Annotated in this window: 23 protein-coding genes; 3 read left to right on the top strand and 20 right to left on the bottom strand. The window is 69.1% G+C overall.

All coding sequences use genetic code 11. From position 1 onward, the window contains the following. Nucleotides 1–38: 38 nt before the first annotated feature. From rlmN to UA75_RS08980, 8 genes are all read right to left on the bottom strand, one after another. Nucleotides 39–1,145, bottom strand: coding sequence for a 23S rRNA (adenine(2503)-C(2))-methyltransferase RlmN (gene rlmN, locus UA75_RS09015; protein WP_075739863.1), 1,107 nt, complete (start codon nt 1,143–1,145; stop codon nt 39–41). 176 nt (nt 1,146–1,321) lie between these two features. Beyond that, entirely contained in the window at nt 1,322–2,083 is a 762-nt protein-coding gene (locus UA75_RS09010) for a class I SAM-dependent methyltransferase (RefSeq protein WP_075739862.1), read from the bottom strand. Beyond that, complete coding sequence (locus UA75_RS09005; protein WP_083683045.1) at nt 2,083–3,009, bottom strand: phosphatidate cytidylyltransferase; 927 nt, start codon at nt 3,007–3,009, stop codon at nt 2,083–2,085. The genes UA75_RS09010 and UA75_RS09005 overlap by 1 nt, the downstream gene beginning before the upstream one ends. A gap of 47 nt (nt 3,010–3,056) precedes the next feature. Further along, complete coding sequence (gene frr, locus UA75_RS09000; RefSeq protein WP_075739861.1) at nt 3,057–3,641, bottom strand: ribosome recycling factor; 585 nt, start codon at nt 3,639–3,641, stop codon at nt 3,057–3,059. Between the two features lie 40 nt (nt 3,642–3,681). Continuing rightward, nucleotides 3,682–4,434, bottom strand: coding sequence for a UMP kinase (gene pyrH / locus UA75_RS08995; RefSeq protein WP_075739860.1), 753 nt, complete (start codon nt 4,432–4,434; stop codon nt 3,682–3,684). A gap of 82 nt (nt 4,435–4,516) precedes the next feature. Then, nucleotides 4,517–5,335 (bottom strand): translation elongation factor Ts, encoded by an 819-nt coding sequence (tsf, locus tag UA75_RS08990; RefSeq protein WP_075739859.1) that lies wholly within the window; start codon nt 5,333–5,335, stop codon nt 4,517–4,519. Between the two features lie 219 nt (nt 5,336–5,554). After that, nucleotides 5,555–6,415, bottom strand: a complete 861-nt coding sequence (gene rpsB, locus UA75_RS08985; protein WP_075739858.1) for a 30S ribosomal protein S2 — start codon at nt 6,413–6,415, stop codon at nt 5,555–5,557. A 372-nt stretch (nt 6,416–6,787) separates the two neighbouring features. Further along, nucleotides 6,788–7,018: a hypothetical protein gene (locus tag UA75_RS08980; protein ID WP_075743580.1), complete on the bottom strand. Its 231-nt coding sequence runs from the start codon at nt 7,016–7,018 to the stop codon at nt 6,788–6,790. A 9-nt stretch (nt 7,019–7,027) separates the two neighbouring features. Here UA75_RS08980 and UA75_RS08975 point away from each other — a divergent pair, with 9 nt between their 5' ends. Together UA75_RS08975 and UA75_RS34885 are read left to right on the top strand one after the other, a co-directional pair. Then, a complete protein-coding gene (locus UA75_RS08975) occupies nt 7,028–7,549 on the top strand; it encodes a M23 family metallopeptidase (RefSeq protein ID WP_232237689.1) in 522 nt (173 codons plus the stop codon). 174 nt (nt 7,550–7,723) lie between these two features. Beyond that, entirely contained in the window at nt 7,724–7,858 is a 135-nt protein-coding gene (locus UA75_RS34885) for a hypothetical protein (RefSeq protein ID WP_257787615.1), read from the top strand. Between the two features lie 180 nt (nt 7,859–8,038). Here the strand turns inward: UA75_RS34885 and UA75_RS08970 are convergent, their stop codons facing one another. The 12 genes from UA75_RS08970 to UA75_RS08915 all read right to left on the bottom strand — a co-directional run bounded on the left by UA75_RS08970 (nt 8,039) and on the right by UA75_RS08915 (nt 22,858). Beyond that, the gene (locus UA75_RS08970) at nt 8,039–9,016 is read right to left on the bottom strand and encodes a FliA/WhiG family RNA polymerase sigma factor (protein WP_075739857.1); all 978 of its coding nucleotides are present in this window, start codon (nt 9,014–9,016) and stop codon (nt 8,039–8,041) included. Beyond that, nucleotides 8,991–9,962, bottom strand: coding sequence for a tyrosine recombinase XerC (locus UA75_RS08965; protein ID WP_075739856.1), 972 nt, complete (start codon nt 9,960–9,962; stop codon nt 8,991–8,993). Before UA75_RS08965 ends, UA75_RS08970 begins: the two co-directional genes overlap by 26 nt. Nucleotides 9,963–10,104: 142 nt before the next feature. Further along, a complete protein-coding gene (gene dprA / locus UA75_RS08960) occupies nt 10,105–11,262 on the bottom strand; it encodes a DNA-processing protein DprA (RefSeq protein WP_075739855.1) in 1,158 nt (385 codons plus the stop codon). Then, a complete protein-coding gene (locus UA75_RS08955) occupies nt 11,259–12,773 on the bottom strand; it encodes a YifB family Mg chelatase-like AAA ATPase (RefSeq protein ID WP_075739854.1) in 1,515 nt (504 codons plus the stop codon). The genes dprA and UA75_RS08955 overlap by 4 nt, the downstream gene beginning before the upstream one ends. Further along, nucleotides 12,773–13,159 carry a YraN family protein gene (locus UA75_RS08950; RefSeq protein ID WP_075739853.1) on the bottom strand — a complete coding sequence of 129 codons (387 nt, stop codon included), beginning with the start codon at nt 13,157–13,159 and terminating at the stop codon, nt 12,773–12,775. The genes UA75_RS08955 and UA75_RS08950 overlap by 1 nt, the downstream gene beginning before the upstream one ends. Before the next feature lie 278 nt (nt 13,160–13,437). Further along, the gene (locus UA75_RS08945; protein ID WP_075743578.1) at nt 13,438–14,418 is read right to left on the bottom strand and encodes an ROK family protein; all 981 of its coding nucleotides are present in this window, start codon (nt 14,416–14,418) and stop codon (nt 13,438–13,440) included. 59 nt (nt 14,419–14,477) lie between these two features. Continuing rightward, the gene (locus UA75_RS08940) at nt 14,478–16,931 is read right to left on the bottom strand and encodes a glycoside hydrolase family 2 protein (RefSeq protein WP_075739852.1); all 2,454 of its coding nucleotides are present in this window, start codon (nt 16,929–16,931) and stop codon (nt 14,478–14,480) included. Nucleotides 16,932–16,980: 49 nt separating this feature from the next. Continuing rightward, nucleotides 16,981–18,012 carry an ABC transporter ATP-binding protein gene (locus UA75_RS08935; protein WP_075739851.1) on the bottom strand — a complete coding sequence of 344 codons (1,032 nt, stop codon included), beginning with the start codon at nt 18,010–18,012 and terminating at the stop codon, nt 16,981–16,983. Beyond that, nucleotides 18,009–19,211: an ABC transporter ATP-binding protein gene (locus tag UA75_RS08930; protein WP_083690658.1), complete on the bottom strand. Its 1,203-nt coding sequence runs from the start codon at nt 19,209–19,211 to the stop codon at nt 18,009–18,011. Before UA75_RS08930 ends, UA75_RS08935 begins: the two co-directional genes overlap by 4 nt. Continuing rightward, a complete protein-coding gene (locus UA75_RS08925; RefSeq protein ID WP_083683042.1) occupies nt 19,208–20,164 on the bottom strand; it encodes an ABC transporter permease in 957 nt (318 codons plus the stop codon). The genes UA75_RS08930 and UA75_RS08925 overlap by 4 nt, the downstream gene beginning before the upstream one ends. 8 nt (nt 20,165–20,172) lie before the next feature. After that, entirely contained in the window at nt 20,173–21,162 is a 990-nt protein-coding gene (locus tag UA75_RS08920; protein ID WP_075739850.1) for an ABC transporter permease, read from the bottom strand. A gap of 37 nt (nt 21,163–21,199) precedes the next feature. Next, nucleotides 21,200–22,858 carry an ABC transporter substrate-binding protein gene (locus UA75_RS08915; RefSeq protein ID WP_083690657.1) on the bottom strand — a complete coding sequence of 553 codons (1,659 nt, stop codon included), beginning with the start codon at nt 22,856–22,858 and terminating at the stop codon, nt 21,200–21,202. A gap of 179 nt (nt 22,859–23,037) precedes the next feature. Between UA75_RS08915 and UA75_RS08910 the strand changes: the two genes are divergently transcribed. Next, entirely contained in the window at nt 23,038–24,270 is a 1,233-nt protein-coding gene (locus UA75_RS08910; RefSeq protein ID WP_075739849.1) for an ROK family transcriptional regulator, read from the top strand. Nucleotides 24,271–24,412 lie beyond the last annotated feature (142 nt).

Here is a 24,412-nt window from a genome sequence, read left to right as displayed (position 1 = left end):
GGGCACGACGTGCGTGATCCGCGACCCGTGCGCCCCGCTCAGCCCTCCGCGGCGAGCTGGCCGCAGGCGGCGGCGATCTCCTGTCCCCTGGTGTCCCGAACGGTGCAGCTCACGCCGCCCTCCTGCACGCGGCGGACGAACTCGCGTTCCACCGGCTTGGGGCTGGCGTCCCACTTGCTCCCCGGCGTCGGGTTCAGCGGAATCAGGTTGACGTGGACGAGTTGGCCCAGGTGCCTGCGCAGCAGCTTCGCCAGGAGGTCGGCCCGCCATGGCTGGTCGTTGACGTCGCGGATGAGGGCGTACTCGATGGACACCCGCCTGCCGGTACGGTCCGCGTAGTACCGGGCGGCCTCCAGCACCTCGGCCACCGTCCACCGCGTGTTGACCGGCACCAGCGTGTCCCGCAGCTCGTCGTCGGGCGTGTGCAGCGAGACGGCCAGTGTCACCTGGAGTCCCTCGTCGGCGAGCTTGCGGATCGCGGGAGCGAGCCCCACGGTCGAGACCGTCACCGACCGCTGCGCCAGCCCGAGCCCGTCGGGGGCCGGATCGCAGATGCGGCGCACGGCGGCAACCACCCGTTTGTAGTTCGCCAAGGGCTCGCCCATGCCCATGAAGACCACGTTCGACAGCCTGCCGGGGCCGCCGGGCATCAGCCCGTCGCGCATCACGGCCGCAGCGGAACGGACCTGGTCGACGATCTCCGCCGTGGACATGTTGCGTTGCAGTCCGCCCTGACCGGTGGCGCAGAACGGACAGGCCATTCCACAGCCCGCCTGGCTGGAGATGCAGACCGTCGCGCGATCGGTGTACCGCATCAGGACGCTCTCGACGAGGGTGCCGTCGTGAGCCCGCCACAGCGTCTTGCGGGTGGTGCCCTCGTCCGTGGTCACGTCCCGGACCGTGGTGAACAGCGTGGGCAGCAGCTCGCTGACCAGCCGTTCCCGGCTGGCGGCCGGGATGTCGGTCATCGACTCCGCGTCGGTGCTCAGCCGACCGAAATAGTGGTGTGCGAGCTGGGCGGCCCGGAAGGGCTTCTCCCCCAGCTCGGCCACGGCGGCCTTGCGGTCGGCGGCGGCGAGGTCGGCGAGGTGGCGCGGCGGCAGGCCGCGGCGCGGTGCGTCGAAGACGAGAGGTAGCGCAGTCATGGCGTAATCCAGTGTCCCACGGAGCGCGAGCGGCTCTCACCGGCCCCGACGTCGCGCTCGACGGGGTCGCGCATCGCACCGATCGCCTCGCGAGCAACCGCCGCCTCGCGAGCACCTCTCGTCACCCGACGACGCACTCATCCGATCGGCCCCGCCTGCATCACCGGGCACCCGAGTCAGGACGTCGGTCGCCCGCCCGGCAGCAGCACGGTGGCGGGCCGACGCCGCACATGCAGGCGGTAGCCGACGGGCAACGTCAGGCCCGGCGTCTGCGCGATCGCGCGCGCGGCCACCCGACGGGAGAACTCGATACGCAGGACCGAGCCCAGGCTCTCCCTGTCGTCGAACCGCCACAGCGTGTCCACCCGACGACAGTCGAAGCCCTGCGCCGCGAAGAAGTCCTCCACGTCGGCGGGCGAGTAGTCGGGCAGGTCGGCCCGCATCCAGCTCCCATAGGGGTGCCGCGTGGCGTCCAGATCGATGATCGCGATCGCCCCGCCGGGACGCAGCACCCGCTCGGCCTCCCGGAGTCCCGGCTCACATCCGGGACCGAAGAAGTACGCCGTCCGCGCGTGGACGAGATCGACACTCGCGTCCGGCAGCGGGAGGCGCTGCGCTCCCGCCGCCAGCACCCGGATCGAGTCCAGGCCTGCCACCCGCCGTCGCGCCCGACGGACCAACGGCGGATGCGGCTCAACGCCGACCACCGACCGCGCATCGCGAGCCAGCATCGGCAGGTGGAAGCCGTCGCCACAGCCCACGTCGACCACGTCGAGCCCGGCCCAGTCGAAGGCCGCCCGGAGCGCCACGAAGAGAGCGTGCTCGCGGTCCTGAGCCCGGTTCTCCACCTCGTAGACCCCTGGCCACCGCCAGATGTTCGGACTCGGCAGCACACCGGACGAGGACGGGCCGCCCGCACGCGAAGACCAGAACGCCATCAGGCGACGGGAATGAACCAGTTCAACAGCAGCCAGGCCACCATGGCCGAGGGCAGCAGCGAGTCCATTCGATCCATCAGGCCGCCGTGGCCGGGGAGCAGCGTGCCCATGTCCTTGACCCCGATGTCCCGCTTGACCAGCGACTCCAACAGATCACCCACCGTCGCCGTCGCCACCAGGGCGACGCCGAACAGGGCGCCGTGCCACCACTGACCGCCCAGCATCAGGGTGACCATGATCAGGCCTGCACCGACGCCTGCGACCAGCGAGCCCGCGAAGCCCTCCCAGGACTTCTTCGGACTGATCTGCGGTGCCATCGGGTGCCTGCCAAACAGCGCCCCGACCGCGTAACCGCCGGTGTCCGAGCCGATCACCACGAGCATGAAGGCCACCACCCGCAGGACCCCGTCTTCCGGGAGCACCAGCAGGGCGGCGAAGGTCGCGAACAACGGGATGTAGGCGGCAACGAAGATCGATCCCGCGACGTCGCGAAGATAGTTCTCCGAACCGCCCGGCACCCGCCAGAGCAGGCACGCCAACACGGTCAGCACGAAGGCCGTCAGCACGCCGTCCAGGCCATAGGGCCACGAGACCCACAGCATCGCCTGACCGCCCACCAGCAGGGGCGTCATGGCGACCTTCATGCCGCGCGCCCGGCGGAACGCGGTGGCCGTCTCCACCGTCGACACGGCCACCGCCGCGCCGATGACCACGAGGAACAGGTGCCGCGCCCACAGCAGGGACGCCAGGATCGCGGCACCGAGCAGCAGACCGACCAGTACCGCGGCACCGAGGTTCCGCCCCGTCCTGGACGGAGGCTTCACCGCCGGAACCAGGGCGGCGTCCTGCGTCGTCGACGCAGGAGACTCCCGCAGGATGCCGGTACCGACTCCCGGTGCCGCATTCTTCTCACCAGCCACCACCATCGACAGTCCTAAGAGCGCGGCTCGGTCGAATGTTCGATCAGCACGCCCTAGACCTCCAGCAGTTCGCTTTCCTTGTGCTTGACCAGCTCTTCGACCTGGCCGACGTACCTGTCGGTGAGGCTCTGCAGTTCCTTCTCGGCGCGGGTGCCCTCGTCCTCCCCCGCGTCGCCGTCCTTGACCGCCCGGTCGATCTCGTCCTTGACCTTCCGGCGGATGTTCCGGATGGTGACCTTGGACTCCTCGCCCTTGGTCTTCGCCACCTTCACCAGGTCACGCCTGCGCTCTTCGGAGAGCTGCGGGACCAGCACTCGGATGATCGTGCCGTCGTTGGTGGGATTGACGCCGAGGTCCGAGCTGCGAATCGCCTTCTCGATGGCGGTCAGCAGGCTCGCGTCGTAAGGCTTGACGACGACCTGACGTGCCTCGGGGATGTTGATCCCCGCCACCTGATTCAGCGGCGTCGGCGCGCCGTAGTACTCGACGACGATGCCGTTGAACATGTTCGGAGTCGCCCGACCGGTGCGCACACTCGCCAGTTCGTCCTTGGCGACGGCCACCGCCTTCTCCATCTTCTCCTCGCCGTCGAGAAGAGACTCGTCGATGTCGATCACGGCTGACTCCTTACTATGCATAGCGGCAGTGGTGGGGCCCCGAGTGTCGATCTCAGCACGCTCAGTACTCCGAGCGCTCGCCAGGGGTGCTGACCAACGTGCCGATCTTCTCACCACGCACGGCCCGAGCGATGTTGCCCTCGTTGAGCAGGTTGAACACCAGGATCGGCATGTTGTTGTCCATGCAGAGGCTGAACGCCGTGGCGTCGGCGACCTTGAGACCGCGCTCCAGCACCTCACGGTGGCTGATGTGGCTGAACATCGTGGCCTGCGGGTCACGCTTGGGGTCGGCGGTGTACACGCCGTCGACGGCTTTGCCCATCAGCACGATCTCGGCGCCGATCTCCAGCGCGCGCTGGGCAGCGGTGGTGTCCGTGGAGAAGTACGGCATCCCCACGCCCGCGCCGAAGATCACGACCCGCCCCTTCTCCAGGTGCCGGATCGAGCGGCGGGGAATGTAGGACTCGGCGACCTGGCCCATGGTGATGGCGGTCTGCACACGAGTGTCGATGCCCTGTTCCCGCTCCAGGAAGTCCTGCAATGCCAGGCAGTTCATCACCGTGCCGAGCATTCCCATGTAGTCGGCGCGGGTGCGCTCCATCCCGCGCTGCTGCAACTCCGCGCCTCGGAAGTAGTTGCCACCCCCGATGACCACGCCGACCTGGACTCCGCCGCGCACCACTGCGGCGATCTGGGCGGCCACGGTGTGCACGACGTCGGGATCGACGCCCACGGCGCCGCCGCCGAACATCTCACCACCGAGCTTGAGCAGCACCCGTCGGAAGCCAGGTGCTGTTTCGCTGCGTTCGGTCAACGGTTCTCCTCCATGAGCCTGACTGACAGCCAGCGCCCTGTCCTCCGCCGTGACGGCGGAGGACAGGGCGCGCGGGGACCTCTCAGGCCTGGCCGACCTCGAAGCGCGCGAAACGCTTCACGGTCATGCCTGCATCGCTGAGCAGCGCCTTGACCTGCTTCTTGGAGTCCTGCACCGAAGGCTGGTCGACAAGGACGACGTCCTTGAAGAACCCGTTGAGCCTGCCCTCGACGATCCGGCTGAGCGCGGCCTCGGGCTTGTTCTCCTCGCGGGCCGTCTGCTCGGCGATCCGACGCTCGTTCTCGACGATGTCGGCGGGCACCTCGTCACGGGTGACGTAGCGGGGGTGCAGCGCGGCGATCTGCATCGCGATGCCACGAGCGGCCTGCTCACTGCCACCCTCGAACTCCACCAGCACACCCACTGCGGGCGGCAGGTCGGAGGAACGGCGGTGCAGGTAGACCGAGACCGGGCCGTCGAAGCAGACCACGCGGCGGATCTCGAGCTTCTCGCCGATCTTGGCCGACTGCTCCTGGACCAGCTCGTCGACGGTCCTGCCGTCGGCGATCGGAGCCGCCTTGAGCGCCGCGACGTCGCCTGCCGAGCTCGCCTTGGCGGCGGCGACGATCTGCGCGGCCAGCTCCTCGAAGGCGGCGGTCTTCGCGACGAAGTCCGTCTCGCAGTTCAGTTCGAGCAGGACGCCGCCGTCCGCCGCGACCAGGCCGTTGGCCGTGACGCGCTCGGCACGCTTGCCGACGTCCTTGGCGCCCTTGATGCGCAGGATCTCGACGGCCTTGTCCATGTCGCCGTCGGTCTGCTCCAGGGCCTTTTTGCAGTCCATCATCCCGGAGCCGGTCAACTCGCGGAGACGCTTGACATCAGCCGCCGTGTAATTCGCCATGGTGCGTCGTCAATCCTTACATGTCTGTTGTTGCGCGGCGAAGTCGCGCCAGGGGCAAAGACAGGGCACCGGCCGAACAGCCGAGGCGCCCCGATCCCGCACCGCGCGGGCGGGCCCGGTGGGCCCGCCCGCGCGGTTGTCGGGAGGTCGTCCGCAGTCCTGGAAGGCCTGCCGTGATCCCGTCCGCAGTCAACCGGCGGCGGGATCGAAGGCCGGGACTCAGGCCTGGGCGGGCTGCTCGGCAGGCTGCTCGGCAGGCTGCTCGGTCGCCTCGGCCTGGGGCTTCTCGGCCTCGGCGCCCGTGAGCAGCTCCTTCTCCCACTCAGCGAGCGGCTCGTCGGTCGCACCCGGCTGCGGCTTGTCCTCGCCCTCGGGCGCGCTGTTGTTGCGACCGGAGCGAGTCATCAGACCCTCCGCGACGCCGTCGGCCACCACACGGGTCAGCAGAGCGGCGGAGCGAATCGCGTCGTCGTTACCCGGAATCGGGTAGTCGACCTCGTCGGGGTCGCAGTTGGTGTCCAGGATCGCGACGACCGGGATGCCCAGCTTGCGGGCCTCGCCGACGGCGATGTGCTCCTTCTTGGTGTCCACGATCCACACCGCACTGGGCACCTTCGCCATGTCGCGAATACCGCCGAGCGTGCGCGCCAGCTTGTCCTTCTCACGGGTCAGCATCAAGATCTCTTTCTTGGTGCGACCCTGGAAGCCACCGGTCTGCTCCATCGACTCCAGCTCCTTGAGACGCTGGAGGCGCTTGTGCACGGTGGTGAAGTTGGTGAGCATCCCGCCCAGCCAGCGCTGGTTGACGAACGGCATCCCCACGCGCAGTGCCTGCTCGGAGATCGCCTCCTGCGCCTGCTTCTTCGTGCCGACGAACAGGATCGAACCGCCGTGCGCGACGGTCTCCCTGATGAACTCGAAGGCCCGGTTGATGTAGGACAGCGTCTGCTGGAGGTCGATGATGTAGATGCCGTTGCGCTCGGTGAAGATGTAGCGCTTCATCTTCGGGTTCCACCGACGAGTCTGGTGTCCGAAGTGAACGCCGCTGTCGAGCAGCTGTTTCATGGTGACGACGGCCATAGCCGGTTCCACCTCGTATGGTCGGCGTGCTGGACTCGGCCTGCACGCACTGTCGGTTGTCGCGACGGACCGGGTGGCCCGCCGCCCTGGTGCCACGCGAACCACCCGGACCCGCACGGCGAAGAGAACCGCGTCAGGACCACCGGGCGCCCTTGCCTGGTCGTCCGCAGACGATCAGGCATGCGTCAGCACTGTGAAGTCGGCCTGAAGACAAACTGGCCGCACCCATCAGTATACGTCCCTCCCCCGAAGACCCCGAGGGCGGCTGACCATGCACACGAGGTTGTCCACAACGCCGAGTTGTCCACAGGCTCGTGCGATCGCATTGGCGCGTCACCAGGCGCGGCGGGCAGCGTGTGTCGCATGCCCGCGTCAGCCGTCAGGCCTGTCGACCGCCATCGGCGACGCCGTCCGCGTCGTCTCGGCGGTCTCGGCGGTCTCGGCGGTCTCGGCGGTCTCGGCGGTCTCGGCGGTCTCGGCGGTCTCGGCGGTCTCGGCGGTCTCGGCGGTCTCGGCGGTCTCGGCGGTCTCGGCGGTCTCGGCGGTCTCGGCGGTCTCGGCGGTCTCGGGAAGCATGATCGACGTGGACAGGCGGGCTGTCATCGCGGGCTGTTGTGGAGGGGCGTCTGGGCCGGGCTGATCCTGGTGTTGGCGCTGCCCGCGCCCGTGGCGGCGCCGATGCCGACCAGCCTGGGGCGTCAACAGGTCGCGCAGGCGGATGGCCAGGAGCCCTTCGTCTCGCCGTTGAAGACCGTCTTGACGGTGGTGCGTGCGTTCGATCCGCCGCCTCACCCCTACGGCCCCGGCCACCGTGGCGTCGACCTGTTCGTCTCGCCCGGTGAACTGGTTCATGCAGCCGGAGCGGGCACGGTGCGTCACGCAGGCCCGGTGGCGGGCAGGCCCGTGGTGTCGATCCAGCACGCGGCCGGACTGATCACGACCTATGAGCCGGTGGAATCGATGCTCTCGACCGGAGACCGGGTATCCGCAGGTCAGCCGATCGGCGAGGCGATGAGGGGACATCCCGGCTGCACCTCGGAGGCCTGCCTGCACTGGGGCGCCCGGCGCGACGGCGTCTACGTCGATCCGCTCACGCTGCTCGGTCGCCTGAGACTGCGGCTGCTGCCGTGGTGAGCGGCGGGCAATGCGGTGGCACGAGTTCGCACACGTCAGAGCGACACACCGACACACCGACACAAGCGGAACACCGACACACCGACACGGTCGGAACAGACAGCCGCACCGATTCCCACCGCAGCCACGCACCAGCCCCCTGAAAGACACACGCCTTCGGCCCAGCCCCCAACTTTGGAACCGACGAGACACTGCCCGGATTCGGGCCCGGACGCGAGACCTTGGGTTGCCCAGGAGGTCCAGGAGGCCCAGGAGGCCCAGGAGGCCCAGGAGGCCCAGGAGCAGATCGAGCAGGACATCGTCATGTGACGTGTCAGCTGTCGTTGCCAGCGCAGTCTGCCGGTCCCTCCAGCCACGCGACCGCTCAGCCGCTCAGCCCTCGGCCGCTCGGCCGCTCGGCCGCTCGGCCGCTCGGCCGCTCGGCCGCTCGGCCGCTCGGCCAGTGGGAGTGGACCGCTCGGCCGGTGGCTGGTGGCCGGTGGGACCTGACTAGACCTGTTCGGCGAGCTTGGCTCGCAGCCGCAGCACCGCTCGGGTGTGCAACTGGCAGACCCGTGACTCGGTCACCCCCAGGACCCTGCCGATCTCGGCCAAGGTCAGGTTCTCGAAGTAGTAGAGGGTCACGACGACACGGTCCCGTTCGGCAAGCTGGGCGATGGCTTCGGCCAACTGTCGCCTGCTGTCCCGATCGACCAGGTTCGCCACCGGGTCCTCGGCCCGTTCGTCGGGCAGAGTCTCCGCGAGAGAGGCGGAGCCCCGGCCTGCCGCGATCAGCTCGTCCAACGCGACGACACTGGTGAGTTGGAGCTGAGCGAACAGATCGCGCAGCTCCCCGACGTCGATCCCTAGTTCCGTGGCCAGCTCGGGATCGCTCGCGGTGCGCTGCAGTTTGCCTTCCAGCCGCTCGATCGCCCGCTCCACGTCGCGAGCGCGGCTACGAACCGACCGGGGCACCCAATCCTGGGCTCTGAGGTCGTCCAGGATCGCACCCCTGATCCGCTGCATCGCGTAGGTCTCGAACTTCAGTCCACGCTCTGGTTCGAACTTCTCGATGGCATCGACCAGGCCGAAGATGCCGGACTGGATCAGGTCGGCCACGTCGACGTGGGACGGGAGCCCGGTGCCGACTCGGCCCGCCACATACTTGACCAGCGGGGCATAGTGCAGCACCAGGCGATCACGCAGCACACGTTGACGCTGGCCGCCATAGGCCCGCCACAGGGCGACGATGCCCGCCTCGACATCGGCACTGCGTTCCGCCGCATCCGACCTGGCGGTCGACGGCACGCGCTGTCGTGGACCTGCGGCATCGCGTGTCTGCGGGCCGCCCACCGGAGCTGTCCCTGGTCTACCCGAACCGGTGCCTCTCACGACATCGGTTCCGCTCGCGCGTCGCTCATCCTGGCGCACGGTGGCAGTACGGGAACCTCCCCCGGCATCGTCAGGAACGGGGGTGGGTTCGGTCATGGATCGCCTTCAGCCGTTCGACGGTGACATGGGTGTAGAACTGGGTAGTTGAGAGCGTAGCGTGACCAAGCAACTCCTGAACGCTGCGGAGGTCGGCTCCGCCCTCCAACAGATGCGTCGCCGCAGAGTGCCGAAGCCCGTGCGGGCCGGTGTCCGGCACGCCCGGCGTCGCCCGCAGCACCTCGTGCACCACGCGCCGAACGGATCTCTGATTGATCCTCCCGCCACGGGCACCCAGGAACAACGCCGCAGATGACGCCGATGTGAGCAGGTGTCCTCGGCCCGAGGACAACCACGCCTCCAGCGCCCGATCGGCTGGCAGGCCGAAGGGCACGACGCGTTCGCGGCCGCCCTTGCCTGACACCCTCAACAGGCGGGCCTGCCGATCGACGTCGTCAAGATCGAGGCCGCACAACTCCGCCACCCTTACCCCGGTTGCGTACAGCACCTCCACCACCGCGTGATCACGCAGCGCAACGGGGTCGGCCTGCGCAGCCCCCGCACCAGCGGCGCCCAATGCCACCTCGGCGTCGGCGGGCCGCAGGACCACGGGCAGCCGTCGACGCGGCGAAGGCGCTGACAGTCGCGGTCCGGGGTCGTGCGCGATCCGCCCCGCCGTATGCGCCCAGGACGTCAGGGCTCGCGCCGAGGCGGCCCGTCTCGCCAGAGTGGCACGGCTCGCCCCGGCACCGTGCTGCATCGCCAGCCAGGACCGCAGCATCCGAAGGTCCACCGCCGTCGCCTCGACACCACCGCAGTCCACCACGTGGCCGAGCAGGCTCGTCACGTCGCCGCGATAGGCCCGCACCGTGTGCTCCGACAGGTTCCGTTCCAATCGCAGATGCCGGACGAAATCGACGCACAGGCGCTCGAGATCGGCAGGCAGCTCGGTCACCGTCGATCGCGAGTCCCCACGTGGAGAGTCCTGCGCGGTCGGCTCCGTCATGCCACAACGCTGCGCGGCGAACGCAGCCACGTCAAGATTGATTTGGTCTCGGGCGTGTCTTCTTTCGGGTGGGAGACGGTGGATCGAGGCGGCGCGCGCCCGCCTCGATCCACTGCGCTGCTCAGTCACCGCAGGTCCGTCGTCAAGATCGTCCCGATCGCCTCCGTCGTCTCGTCCAGCCGTACTCGCCTCGCGCGGCCAGCCCCGCAAACTCCAGGACCGGCAGGATTGCCCGGACACTGGCGAGCTCGACTCCCGACCTGACGGACACCTCGTCCGCCGCCGCCCCCTTCCGGAGATCCAGCGCCTCGAAGACGCGCAACTCCTCCTCTCCTAGTCCGTCGGTGTCTCGGCTGGGCCGATCGCCAGGCGAGATCAGGTGGTCGCCCATCGGCCCGGCCGCCTCCGCGATCTCCGCCGTGCTGGTCACCAACAGGGCCTCGCCGTCCCGCAGCAGTTCGTGACAGCCTGCGGAGAGCGCCGAGGTGACCGGGCCGGGCACCGCCATCACCACTCGACCGAGACCGCCTGCGATCCCCGCCGTGTTCCTTGCGCCGCTGCGTCGTCCGGCCTCCACGACGACGGTCCCTGCGGACAGAGCCGCGATGAGTCGGTTGCGGACGAGGAACCGATGGCGAGCGGGCGGAGTACCCGGCGGGTACTCGCTGAGCACCGCACCGTCCCCCGATTCGACCGCCCGGAGCAGGCTGGTGTGCCCGGCCGGATACCCCACGTCGAGCCCGCAGGCCAAGACCGCGACGGTGGTTCCGCCTCCCGCGAGTGCACCGCGATGCGCCGCCCCGTCGATGCCGTACGCGGCACCGGAGACGACGGTGAATCCCCGCCCGACCAGGCCGTGACCGAACTCGGCCGCCAACTGCTCTCCGTACCCCGAGGCGGCTCGGGAGCCCACCACGGAGACCGCCGAGGCGGTCGACTCGGCCAGTCTCGGCGAGCCTCGAACCCACAACGCCAACGGCGGAGCCGCATTCTGGACTCCGTTCTGCGCCGCGTGTTCGAAGTCGGCGAACCGCTGTCTCGGCCATTGCTCGTGTTCCGGAACGAGCAGTCGAGCACCCATCGCATGGCCCGTTTGAAGATCCTGTTCGGCGAGCCGCAGATCGTTTCTCGCAGCAACCTCCTTCGCAACGTCTCCTGGCACCCGTCCGCCGCGTACCGCCTCGGCCGCTCTTTCCGCGCCGTGCTCGACCACGAACCTGGTGAGTGCCGGTGCAGGCGGTTCCGCCACTCGCAACAGGTATGCCCTGGCCAGCAACAGGGACAGCTCGCCGGGCGTCATGACGCAAGCCGATCGCGGAACTCCAGTGCCGCGGCCACATGCGAGGAGTCCGGCTGCTCCGCGCCTGCGAGATCGCTGAGCGTCCAGGCCACTCGCAGACAGCGGTCGGCGCCTCGGGCCGTCATCGCGCCGATGGTGAGCCCTCGATCAAGGATCTCCAGCGCGTCGCGGGGAAGCGGAAAGTCGCGGCGCAGCGCGGGACCGGGAGCCTCCGCGTTGCAACGCCAGCCGTGCTCGGCCCAGCGTCTGGCGGCCCGCAGTCGTGCCAACCGAACCCGTTCCCGGACCACCTCCGTCGACTCCGGCTCGTGTCCGGGGCGAACGGTCAGTCCGGTGACCGGACGCATCCGCACCCGAAGATCGACGCGGTCCAGCAGGGGCCCGGACAACCTGCCGAAATAGCGACGCCTGCTCACTGCGGAGCACACGCAGTCGAGGTCTCTCGGCGGAGCGCAAGGACACGGATTCGTCGCCAGCACGAGCTGGCAGCGGGCGGGAAACCTGGCCACGCCCAGACTGCGGGCGATCCGCACCTCGCCGTCCTCCAGCGCGGTTCGCAGGGCGTCGAGATGCTTCGCACCGAACTCGCAGGCCTCGTCCGCGAGCAGGACGCCTCGATGCGCCGAACTCACCGCGCCCGGCCTCGCCATGCCTGCACCACCGCCGACCAGGGCGGCCAACGAGATCGAATGGTGCGGCGCGACGAACGGCGGGTATCGAGACAAGGGTGCGTCGGCGGCGAGCAGTCCCGCCACCGACCGGATCATGGCGACCTCGATCGCCTCCTCCCTGGACAGCTCCGGCAGCAGCCCTGCAAGTCGTTGGGCGAGCATCGTCTTCCCGGTGCCCGGCGGCCCGACCATCAGGAGGTGATGGCCGCCTGCGGCCGCCACCTCCAAGGCCCAACGGGCCTCCGGCTGCCCCACGACGTCGGCCAGATCGCCTGCAGGCCTACGCGCGGGCGACTCGGGCTCGGTCATGGTGATCAGGTCGTCGGCCTCCCCTCTGAGCCATCGGATCACGTCGATCAGGCGCCGGGCGCCTCGCGAGACCACGCCCTCGACCAGCGCCGCCTCCGGCAGCGCAGCCTCGGGCACCACCGCCTCCCGGAGACCGGCCTTACGGGCCGCGAGAAGGGCGGGCAGTACGCCCCGGACCGCGCGCAGCCGACCGTCCAGCGCGAGTTCGCCCAGCAGGAGCATCCCCGGCAGCCGAACGGCAGGGATCACCCCGGCGGCCGCGAGGACGACGCAGGCCAGGGCCAGGTCGTAGCCCGCACCGCATTTCTGCAGCCCGGCAGGCGACATGCCGAGCGTGACCCTGGACCGGGGCCAGCTCTCGCCGCTGTTGCGCAGAGCAGCCTTGATGCGGTCCTTCGACTCGTTGACCACGGTGTCGGGGCGGCCGAGCAGTTTCACATCGGGCACTCCGGCGCCGACGTCGGCCTCGATCTCGACGGGCACGCCGTCGACCCCGATCAGCGCAACGCCCCAGCCGGTCGCGATGCCCATCACAACACCGAGCGCAGGTGGTGGAGGCGGACCGGACCGTTCTTCGGCCAGAGCACCGAGACGAGATCGAACCGGACGGACACCCAGCCGATGTGATGGACGCTCAGCCAGGCATTGGCGAGCCTGCGCAGCCTGCGCGCCTTGGCGTCGGTGATCGCCTCGGCCGGGCTGCCGAACTCCTCTCCCGAGCGTGCTTTAACCTCGCACACGACGACACCGCCGTCCTGATAGCCGACCAGGTCGAGTTCGCCTAGTTCGCAGCGCCAGTTGCGGGAGAGCAGCACGATCCCCTGCTGCTGGAGGTGTTCCGCGGCGAGATCTTCCCCGAGTCTGCCCAGCTCAGCAGGTGTCGACGGCACGGTGTGCTGGTGTGTCTGCGTGTTCATGACATCCCCTCGATCGGCTCACGAGCTCTGGGGCACACGATGTCGCGAGACCGGCCGACGAGACGAAGATGAAGATCCTTCGCTGTGGATAACCCCCGGCATGTGGACAACTCGTCCGCCGACGACGGCGTGTCGCGGTTCGCCGCGAGGAACTGTGCTACCGAGGAACATCAATGCTGGTGAACGCGGCCGATGGACGCGGTAAGGGCGGCGACGAGCCTCGGCGCCGAACCGGGCGCCGAGGCTCGTGTCATCCAACGGCTGTCATCCCTCGACTGTCACCCTTCGTCCGCAGCCCGTTCGAACGCCACGGCAGCGGCGCCGACGACCCCCGCCTTCTCGGCGAGCTGTGCGGGCCGCACGTCGACGACGTCGGCGGCCGGGCGCATGGCCAGGGCCCTGGCTCGATCCCGAACCGGGACGAGCAGCTGATCTCCGCTGCGGGCGACCCCGCCGCCGAGCACCACGAGCCGTGGTTCGAACAGGTTGACGTAGCCGGCCAGCGCCCCGCCGAGCAGGTCCGTCGTCTCCTGCCACACCGCCGAGGCCAGCGGATCTCCGGCTCTGGCCGCCCGTGCGACGTCGGCCGCGCCGATGTCGGTCAGCGCGGCGAGCGTCGAGCCGCCGCCGTCCTCGATCCGTTCTCGTGCCCTGGCGGCGATGGCGGTGCCGGAGACGTAGGCCTCCAGGCAGCCTCTGGCACCGCAGCCGCACGGTCTGCCGTCGGCGACGAGCAGGGTGTGCCCCAGCTCCCCGCCGTTGCCGCTGCCGCCCCGCAGGACCCGGCCGTCGATGACCACGCCGCCACCGACCCCGGTGGAGATCGTGAAGTAGACCAGGTCGCGGACGCCTCGGCCCGCGCCGTGGCGCCACTCGCCCACCGTGGCCGCCGTCGCGTCGTTCTCCACCCAGGTCCGAACTCCCAGGTCGGCAGCCACGAGATCGGCGAGCGGGACGTCACCCCAGCCGGGCAGGTTCGGCGGGTCGTGAACCATCCCGGTGCGGGCGTCCAGCGGTCCGCAGCAGCAGATCCCGACCGCGGTCAGGTCGGCGGGGCTCAGGCCTGCGACGGCCAGCACCTCCCTGGCCAGGGTGCAGAGCCGGGCGATCACCTTCACCGGCCCGTCAGCCGCGTCCGTCGGCACGGTGGTGAACGCCCGGACCCGGCCGTCCCGAGAGACCACCCCCGCCGCGAGCTTGGTACCGCCGACGTCGAGACCGAGCACGACGCCGTCGTCCGGTCGGGACGCCTCTCTCACGTGCCGCCCACTCGTGTCGGGCCCGGAGTCGTCGTCCCCGGCCCGCGTCGTCCCGACGGTCATCGGGCCACGAGTTCGTTCGCCGTGCGCAGCACGTCGGGTGCGACGAGCCGGTCGTGCGCGACATCGGCGAGGGTGCGCACCAGGAACGTCGTCGACTCACCGGGCAGCAGGGTGACCAGCATGTCGTCGACCTCGGCGTCCGGGGCGACCCGGTCGGCGAGGATCGACACGTCCCGAGCCAATGCCCCGGCGTGCACGCGGACCCGATAGCCCTGCTCGACCCGCTCGACCTCGGTCCGAAGCTCGGGTGCAGGCAGCGCGAGATCCTTGTCGGCCACGTGGAACCACGCTGCCCGCTGCCCGGTGTCGGCGTCGACGATCAGCAGCTCCCGCTCCGGATGCTCCGGCGCGACGTCGCCCGGCGCCAACGGCAGCGTCACGGTGGTGCGCGCCGACGCCGTCAGCGGGACCTCGAACATCCGCAGCACGGTTCCGTCGACGGCGAGACGTCGGACGGTCAGCCGCGCGGACCAGTCCTCGTCGCTGTCGTTCACCGCGACCGCGACCAGCCCGTCGTCCCTGGGCTCCACGGTGAGGAGGCGGTCGGCATAGGCGTTGCGCAACGCGTACCAGAGCGGCTTACGTCGGCCGTCGCCGTCGACCGCCGCCCAGGAGGTCACCGGCCAACAGTCGTTCAGCTGCCAGACCACGGTGCCCGCACACAACGGACTCAGGGATCGGAAGTGCTCGATGCCCAGTGACACCGCTCTGGCCTGGTTGAGCTGGGTCGCCCAGAACCAGGAGTCGAAGTCCGCAGGCACTCCGAAGTGCGCGGTCAGACCTCGTTCCAGCTTGGCGTCGCCGTCGGCCGCCTTCTGATGCACGATCATTCCCGGGCTGGTCGGGGTCAGCGGCTCGTCGTGGACGGCGCGCAACAGGGTCCGCATCGTCGGCGGCCCCTGATAGCCGAACTCGGCGACGAACCTCGGTCGGTAGTCGCGGTAGGCCGTGTAGTCGCGCGAGTTCCACACGTCCCACACGTGCATGCTGCCGTGTGCCTGCTCGTTCGGGTGGATTTCGGTGGTGACCGACCACGGGCTGCTCGCCGTGTAAGGCCGAGTCGGGTCCAGCTCGGCGACGATCTCAGGCAGCAGCTCCGTGTAGTAGCCGAGTCCCCAGGTCCGGTCGCCGAGTCGCTCCTGCCAGCCCCAGTCGTGCCATCCCCAGTTGTTCTCGTTGTTGCCGTTCCACAGCACGAGGCTCGGATGCGGGCACAGGCGGGCCACCGCCTCTCTCGCCTCGGCGACGACCTCGCTGCGCAGCGGTTCCTCCTCCGGGTACGCCGCACAGGCGAAGAGGAAGTCCTGCCAGGTGAGGACGCCCTCGCGGTCGCAGTGGCGGTAGAAGTCCTCGCTCTCGAAGATGCCGCCGCCCCACACGCGCAGCAGGTTGACACCCGCATCCTTGGCCTGGTCGATCCTGGCCGCGTAGCGCTCGGCGTCGATCCGGTGGGGGAAGGCGTCGTCGGGGATCCAGTTCGCACCACGCACGAAGACGGGCTTGCCGTTGACGACGAAGGTGAAACGGGTGCCGTCGGCGTCGGAGCCGGTGTCCAGGGTGACGGTGCGGAAGCCGATCTCGCCGTCCCAGGCGTCCAACTCGACGCCGGAGGCGGGTGAGCGCAGTCGCACCGCGACCGGGTAGAGCGGCTGGGCTCCATGTCCGTGCGGCCACCACAGCTCCGGGCTCTCCACCAGGATGCCCACCACCGCGGTGTCCTCGTCCTCGTCGACGGCCACCTCGACACGGTGGCCCGCCACCTCGACGGAGACCACCAACGGCTCGTCGTGCTCGCCTGCGCGGGCCAGTTCGACGTGAGTGATCACCCGGCCGTGGCCGTCCTGAACGTCGACCAGCGGGCGCACCTCGGCCAGGCGCGCGCTGCTGAACGCCTCCAGCGCGATGGGACGCCAGATGCCCGCCGTGACCAGATCGGGGCCCCAGTCCCAGCCGAAGTTGCAGGCCGTCTTGCGGATGAGGTTGTAGGGATGGTGGTTGGTGTGCGGCAGCGCCCCCGTCTCCTCGCGGATGCGTTCCACATGATCCACCGCCGAGGCGAAGGTCACCGCGAGCCGGTTGTCGCCCTCGCGGAGCACGTCGGTGACGTCGAGCCGGTGCGTGCGATGCATGTTCTGCGTCTCGCCGACCACCACTCCGTTGAGCACCACCGTGGCGATGGTGTCGAGACCGGCGCACACCAGTTCGACGACGTCATGGGCCTCGGCGGGGTGCCACGCGAAGGTCGTCTCGTAGCGCCAGTCGGTGCGACCGATCCAGGCGAGCGCCGCCTCGTTGTCGTCGAGATAGGGGTCGGGAATCAGGTCGGCTGCCAGCAGGTCGGTGTGCACGCAGCCGGGCACGGTCGCAGGCACCACTGCCTCGGCGATCGTGTCCGGGGCGGCGCCGCCGACGGCTCGCAGCGTCCAACCATCGTGCAACAGTGTCCGCATCAACTCTCCCTGGTCGACTTCGTCATTCGTGGTGTTCACAGTGGTGGGGTCAGGCATCCGACCCGTCGCGGTAGAGCCAGCAGCGGGCGCTGTGTCCGTCGCCGACGGACAGGATCGGCGGCCGCTCCGCGCAGACCGCCATCGCGGAGGGGCAACGCGCCCGGAAGCGGCAGCCGTCCGAGATCCCGGCAGACGAACCGCCCGCAACAGGCCCCGACACGGCAGGATCGCCGCCGGGCTGAGCAGGGCTCGTCGGCGACCCGATCGCGCCGGTCGCCGCACCGTCGATCGTGATCCGCCGCCGCGGATCGGGTGCGGCGGCGGCGAGCAGGCGGGTGTAGGGGTGTTGAGGACGCAGGATCACGTCGTCCGCGTCGCCGCTTTCCACCAGTTCGCCCCGATACATCACCATGATGCGTCGTGAGAAGTGCCGGGCGGTGGCGAGGTCGTGGGTGATGTAGAGGACGGCCAGGTCGTCCTCCTGTTTCAGCCGGTCGATCAGGTTGAGGATCTCCAGCCTGATCGAGACGTCCAGCATGGACACCGGCTCGTCGGCCAGCAGCACCCTTGGCGCGGGCGCCAGGGCACGCGCGATGGCGATGCGCTGGCGCTGACCGCCCGAGAGTTCGTGCGGGCGTTTCGCGGCGACCCTGGCGGGTGGGGTGAGGTTGACGCGTTCCAGCAGGTGCTCGATCTGTCGGTCCTCGTCCGCGCGGTTCTCGGCACGGCGGTGCACGCGGAGCGGCCTGCGCAGATGATGGTCGACGGTGTGAAACGGATTCAATGATCCGAAGGGGTCCTGGAAGACCATCTGCACGTCTTCGCGGTAGCGGCGCAGCCCACGCCCCCGTGTACTGATCGGCTTCCCGTCCAGGCTGATCGTGCCGGAACTCGGTCGCATGAGCTGGGCCAGCATCCTGGCCACGGTCGACTTCCCGCTGCCGCTCTCGCCGACCAATGCCACGGTCGTGCCTGCGGTGAGTTCGAAGGACAGCTCGTCCACCGCCCGCAGCGCCGTACGACGGCGGCCGTCTCGGACGACGAACTCCTTCACGAGATCCTTGACCTGAAGAACGCTCATGCCTCGACCACCTCCGCCGTCTCGACCGGATGGAACTCGCCCCGCAACAGCGCGGGCGGTGCGGGCGCGCCGTAATCCGCCTCGGCATAGGCGTGACATGCGGCGATGCCGTCGGACGCCGAGTCTCGGCGGCGCAGGTCGGGGCGGTGCTCGTCGCAGGGCTGTCGTCGGTAGGGGCAGCGGGGCGCGAAGGAGCAGCCCACGATCGGCACGGCGAGATCCGGCGGGTGTCCCGGCACGCCGCGCATCTCCCGGCGCGGTCCGGTCAGGCTCGGGAACGAGTTGAGCAGCCCCACGGTGTAGGGATGCCTCGGCGCGTCGAGAAGCCGCCCGGCGGGCGCCTGCTCGACGATCCGGCCCGCGTACATGATCGCGATCTGGTCGCTGATCTCCAAGAGCAGGGACAGATCATGGGTGATGAAGACGATCGCGAAGCCGAAGTGCTCCCGCAGCCTGCTCAGCTCGCGCAGGATGTCCCGCTGGACCACGACGTCCAGCGCGGTGGTCGGCTCGTCCATGACCATCACGTCCGGACTCAGGGCCAGCGCCATCGCGATCATCACGCGTTGACGCATGCCGCCGGACAGCTCGTGCGGATAGCTGCCCAGCCTGGTCCGGTCGACGCCGACCAGATCGAGCAGCTCGGCGCACCGCGCCAGCCGGGCCGAGGCGGACATGTCCGGCTCATGCGCGGCCAGCACGTCGGCGAGCTGGGTGCGCACCGTGAGCACCGGATTGAGCGCGTTCATCGCACCCTGGAAGACCATGGCGATCTTCTTCCAGCGGAAGCGACGCAGCTCTTCGCCCGCCAGACCGAGCAGGTCGACGTCACCGCCCTCGTCGTGGAACACGACAGAGCCCGACACGACACGGGCAGGCGGGCGCAGCAGTCGGTTGAGCGCATAGGCCAGTGTCGACTTCCCACAGCCGCTCTCACCTGCGAGTCCGAAGACCTCTCCCCTGCGCAGGACAAAGTCCACGTCCTGGACCGCACGCACCTGCTGGTCCGTCTCGTAGTGCACGGTCAGCCCGCGAACGGTCAGCACCGGCGCGCCGAGGGTGTGCCGCACCGGATCGGGGCTGTCCTCGGCAGGCAAGTCCGCAGGGGAGTCGGACCCGATCGACGCGGCCGCAGGCGGCTCGCTCCCGGCCGGATCTCGCCTGCCCCGTCGGCTCGGTTCGGGATCGTCGGTGATCACGAGCGCCTCCTCGTCTTCCGGGCGGGCCGGGGAACTCCCGGTGCACGCAGCCTCGGGTTGATCAGTTCGTCGAAGCTGAAATTGATCAGGGAGAGGCCTGCGCCGACCAGCGCGATCGACAGGCCCGGTGGAATGAACCACCACCAGGCGCCCAAGGCCAGGGCCTGGGCGTTCTGCGCGAAGTAGAGCATCGTCCCCCAGGTCAGGTAGTCGATGCCGCCGAGTCCGAGGAACGACAGGCCTGCCTCGGTCAGGATCGCGAAGATGATCGCGAACACGAACTGGGATGCGATCACCGGCAGCAGATTCGGCAGGATCTCGACGAACACCACCCGCCAGGTGCGCTCGCCCATCGCGCGGGCGGCGGCCACGTAGTCGCGGGATCGCACCGAGAGGGTCTGTGCTCGCAGCACTCGCGCCGAGGCGGCCCAACTCGTGATCGAGATGATCAGCGCGATCGTCAGGATTCCCGCACCGTCCAGGTAGTTCGTGATCAGGATGACCAACGGCAGGCTCGGAATGACCAGCACGACATTGCTCACCAGCGAGAGACCCTCGTCCACCCGCCCGCCGAGATACCCGCCGACGACGCCCACGAGCACCGAGAGGACCGTCGCCAGGAGGCCGACCACGAGGCCGACGATCAGGGAACCGCGCGTGGCGTTGACGAGCTGACCGAAGATGTCCTGACCGGTCTGCGTGGTGCCCAGCCAGTGCTCGGCCGACGGCGGTTGCAGCGCCTGATCGCTGATCGCGCCGACGTCGGTGATGAAGAAGGGACCGAGGAGCCCGATCAACGCGAAGCATCCGACGATGCTCAATCCGATCCGCAGCTTCCCGTCACGCAGCAGCCCGCCGATCCGGACCGGACGTGCACGACCGCCCGCACTCGGCGCGGGTGCCGAGGGGGCCGCCGTGGTGGTCGGCGGAGTGACTTCCTTCTGACCGTCCATCCCTGTCATCACCCCGCCTGCCTTGTCCGAGGGTCGATCACCGCGTACAGCAGATCGACCAGGAGGTTCGCGCCAAGAACGGTGAGCGTGATCACCAGGAAGACGGCCTGCATCAACGGATAGTCGTTGTTCTGCACCGCCTGGAGCAGCGTGAAGCCGATTCCCGGATAGGAGAACACGACCTCGGTGACGATCGAGCCGCTCACCACGAAGCCCAAGGAGATCGCGAAGCCGGCGATGCTGGGGATCACCGCGTTCCGCGCGGCATAGGTGATCATGACCCGCCGGGGGCGGAGGCCCTTCGCCTCGGCCGTGAGAACGTAGTCCTCTCCCATCGTGGAGACCATCATGTTGCGCATCCCCAGCAGCCAGCCGCCGACCGAGCTGAGGACGATGGTGATCGCGGGGAGCAGCGCGTGATACAAGGCCGAACCGATGAACTCCCAGTTGAGGCCGATCACCGTGCCGTACTCGTAGCCGCCCGTCAGCGGCAGCAGCCGCAACGTCGACCCGAGCAGGAACACCAGGACGAGCGCCAGCCAGAAGTAGGGCACGGCCGCCAGGAACGTCGCGATCGGGACCAGGTTGTCCAGCCTGCCGCCCCGCCGCCAGCCGACCACCATTCCCAGGGTGACGCCCAGAACGAAGGACAGACACGTGCACAGGCCGACCAGGACCAGCGTCCACGGCAGGGCCGCGCCGAGGATGGTCGACACCTCGGTCGGGAAGTAGGTGGACGAGACGCCGAAGTCCCCGCGCAGCAGATTGCCCAGGTAGCCGACGTACTGCTCCCAGAGGTTGCCCTGCCCGCCGTAACCGAGCAGGAGTTCCAGCGAGGCCCTCGCCTCCGCCGACACCGCTCCGCCCGCCTGCTGGAGCCTGCCCAGCAGTGCGTCGACGGGCGAGCCCGGCATCAGTCGCGGGATCAGGAAGTTGATCGTGATCGCCACCCAGGCCGCGACCAGGTAGAAGAGCAGTTTTCGACGGAGATAGGTCATGTCCGGGCCTCCCCGGACTCCTGCCCGGCAGGCACGCTCACTCCGCCGGGCGCAGGTTCGCCGCGACGATGCCCAGGTCAGGCGCTGAGTGCGTCATCGGCAACGCGTACGGGTCGTCCGCCGTGGGGAAACCGGTGATCTTCGCGCCCGCGAACTGGCTGAGCGCCATGGACTGGAGGATCGGGATGTAGGGCAGCTGTTCGGCGACCTCTTCCTGAATCCGCGCGTAGGCCTCGGCGTGGACCTGCTCGTCCTCGGTGCCCGCGATCTCCTCCAGGGCCTCGTCGACGACGTCGCTGCGGAATCGCGCGAAGTTCTTGGTCGCGGGCTGTCCGATGGGCGGGGCGGCCGCGCTGGAGTAGAAGTCCTCGTAGAGCGTGAACGGCGTGACGCCGCCGTACAGGTTGTCGATGACCAGCTCGAAGTTGCCGTTGTCCCGATCCGCGACGAAGGACGCGAAGGAGACCTCACGGGGCTGGAGATCGATGCCGACCTCGGCGAGCTGCTGACGCATCACGTCCAGCGCGGCGATCTGATCGGTGTACCCCGTGACGACCTTGACCTCGATGCTCAACGGATCGCCGTCAGGGCTGACGAAGATGCCGTCGGCTCCCTCGGTGTAACCGGCGTCCTGAAGGATCTGCCGTGCCTCGTCGGGCTCGTGGGTGGGGACCACGCCCTGGAGGTCCTCGGCGAGGAACTCCTCCTCGCGCGGCAGCATCAGCATGCCGGGGGTGGCCGGAGTGCTCAGTCCGTCATAGTTCAGCTCGTTGACCTGGTCGCGGTCGATGCCCCGGTAGATGGCCTGCCGAACGGCGAGGTCGCTGGTCGGCCCCTCCTCAAGGTTCGCCCCGAGCGTCGAGATGTAGACGGGGGTGACCTCGTAATGATTGCCCTCTGCCCGCGAGCCGTAGGTGTTCTCGATGTCCGGGATGAAGATGCTCGCCCAGTCGATCTGCCCGGCGGTCAACGCGGAGAGCGCGGACTGGTTTCCGCTGTGCGAGACGAACCGAATGGAGTCCAGGTAGGGCTTGTCCCCGTCCCAGTAGTTCTCGTTGGCCGTCAGCTCGTAGCTCTGGGCGGTGAAAGAGCTGAGCGCGAACGCGCCCGTGCCGACTGGCTCGGCGTTGCCGAAGGTCACCGGGTCCTCGATCTCGGACCAGATGTGCTCGGGAACGATGAAGGTGTCGCTGGCGATGGTCCACAGGTCGGTGTAAGCGGGCCGCCCGAAGGTGATCGTCACCTCGGTGTCACCGGCCGCCTCGACGGACTCGATGGGCAGCGCCGAGGTGTTCAGCGCCTCGTGCTCCGCCATCAGCTCGAAGGTGAAGACCACGTCGTCGCTGGTGAAGGCCTCACCGTCGGTCCACTGGACGCCCTCGCGCAGCTGGAAGGTGATCGCGGTGCCGTCGTCGTTCCAGTCGAACTCCTCGGCCAGCATCGGCCGGGGGTCGTCGGCCCTGGCGCGGTTGAGGAACATCAACGTCTCGTAGATGATCCCGCGGCCCGGCTGGTTGGACGTGAGGATGTACGGGTTGAAGTTGGCCGTGAGCTGGCCGGTGGCTCCGGTGTAAGCGGTGATCGAGGTGGCCGGGCTGCTGGTCGCGGGTGCTCCCGCACAGCCTGCGACGACCGCCAGGGATAAGGCGCCTGCGAGCGCGGTCAGGCTTCTCCGTCGTCTGATCGGGACCGTCATCGTGATCCTCCTGTCGGGACGAGCCCGCTCCGCCTGCTCGGATGAGGCCCTACGGCCAACAGAAGGAGCGCGAGTGTGTTCTGTGTTACACCTTCGCGACTTTCTTAGTCATTTTTAACAAGTAAGTCAAGGGTGCAATACTTTCGCTCGCCAGAGTGAGGTCGGACCTGAGGAGTGACATGCGCGGAGGTGCCAACCTGCCGCTGGTAGGCACGTACAACCGAGGAGTGGTGCTGGAGGGCATCCGCTCGAGCGGCGCGATCAGTCGCGTGGAATTGACGGCCCTGACGGGCCTGACCGCACCGACGGTGTCCAACATCGTGCGCAGGCTCATCGACGACGGACTCGTGGTGGAAGCAGGGCAGGGCCGCTCCACTGGCGGCAAGAGACGCACGCTCCTGACGCTCAACCCGACCGCCTGTTACGCCGTCGGCGTCCGCATCGACCTCCAGGGCACCACCTACGTCGTCATCGACCTCGCCGGGCGCGTCGTCGCCAGGGCCAGACACGGTGAATCGAGCACCGCGCCGCGAGAGATCATCAGGAACATCGCAGGTCAGGCCGTCGGACTACTCGGGTCCTGCGGAATCGACAAGGCCAGGGTCGTCGGGGTCGGCGTGGCCGCCCCCGGACCGATCGATCACGAACGCGGAATGATCCTCGACCCGCCGAACATGACGCACTGGCACGACGTGGCCCTTCGCGACGAACTGGCGGAGGCGCTCGGACTGCCCGTCATGATCGACAACGACGCCACGGCCGCAGCCGTCGGTGAGCACTGGCTCGGCTGCGCGGGGACGGCACGCAACTTCGCGAGCATCTACATGGAGACCGGCATCGGCGCGGGCGTCTTCATCGACGGCCAGGTCTACCGGGGTGCCACCTCGAATGTCGGCGAACTCGGGCACATCTCGCTGAACGTAAACGGCGACTGGTGCTTCTGCGGCAACAGAGGCTGCGTCGAGCTGTACAGCGCACCGCCCGCCGTGGTCGCGGCGGCGCTGGCGGCACGCACCACAGGCTCCTGGCCTGACCTGTCCGGTGCCGCCCACGACGTCCATGCCGACTTCGGCAGAATCCGGACGGCGGCGGCCGCAGGCGAACCACCCGCTGTCCGGCTGATCGAACAGTCGGCCCGACACCTGGCAGCAGGCGTCCTGACCATGGTGAACCTGCTGGACCTCGACCTGATCGTGCTCTGCGGCCCGGCCTTCGCGGGGATCGGACACCTCTACACGGCCGCCATCGAGGACGTCCTGACCACCCGGGCATTCGCCAGGCGCGGCAGGCCGCTGACGGCCGTCATGTCGCCGATAGGCGAGGACGTCAGCGCGGTCGGCTCGGCGGCGCTGGTGCTGCACAGCGAGTTCGCCCCGCAGATGCTCGGCAGCCGCGCCTCGGCCGAGGTCTGAACCTCATATCCCGCGTCCCGACCTCGACGACGGACGGCAGCGCGGAGGTCACCGCAGGCAGGCACGGGGCGCTGCGCCGTCCCGTCGGTCGCCGCAGGCAAGCGGCAGGCCCACGGACCGACCGTAGGAACAGGGTTCTCCC

The organism is Actinoalloteichus sp. GBA129-24 (genome assembly GCF_001941645.1).
In the GTDB taxonomy this organism is placed as follows: Bacteria; Actinomycetota; Actinomycetes; order Mycobacteriales; family Pseudonocardiaceae; genus Actinoalloteichus_A; species Actinoalloteichus_A fjordicus.
Note: the sequence above shows the minus strand (reverse complement) of the source record. Positions and strands in the feature narration are given on the sequence as shown.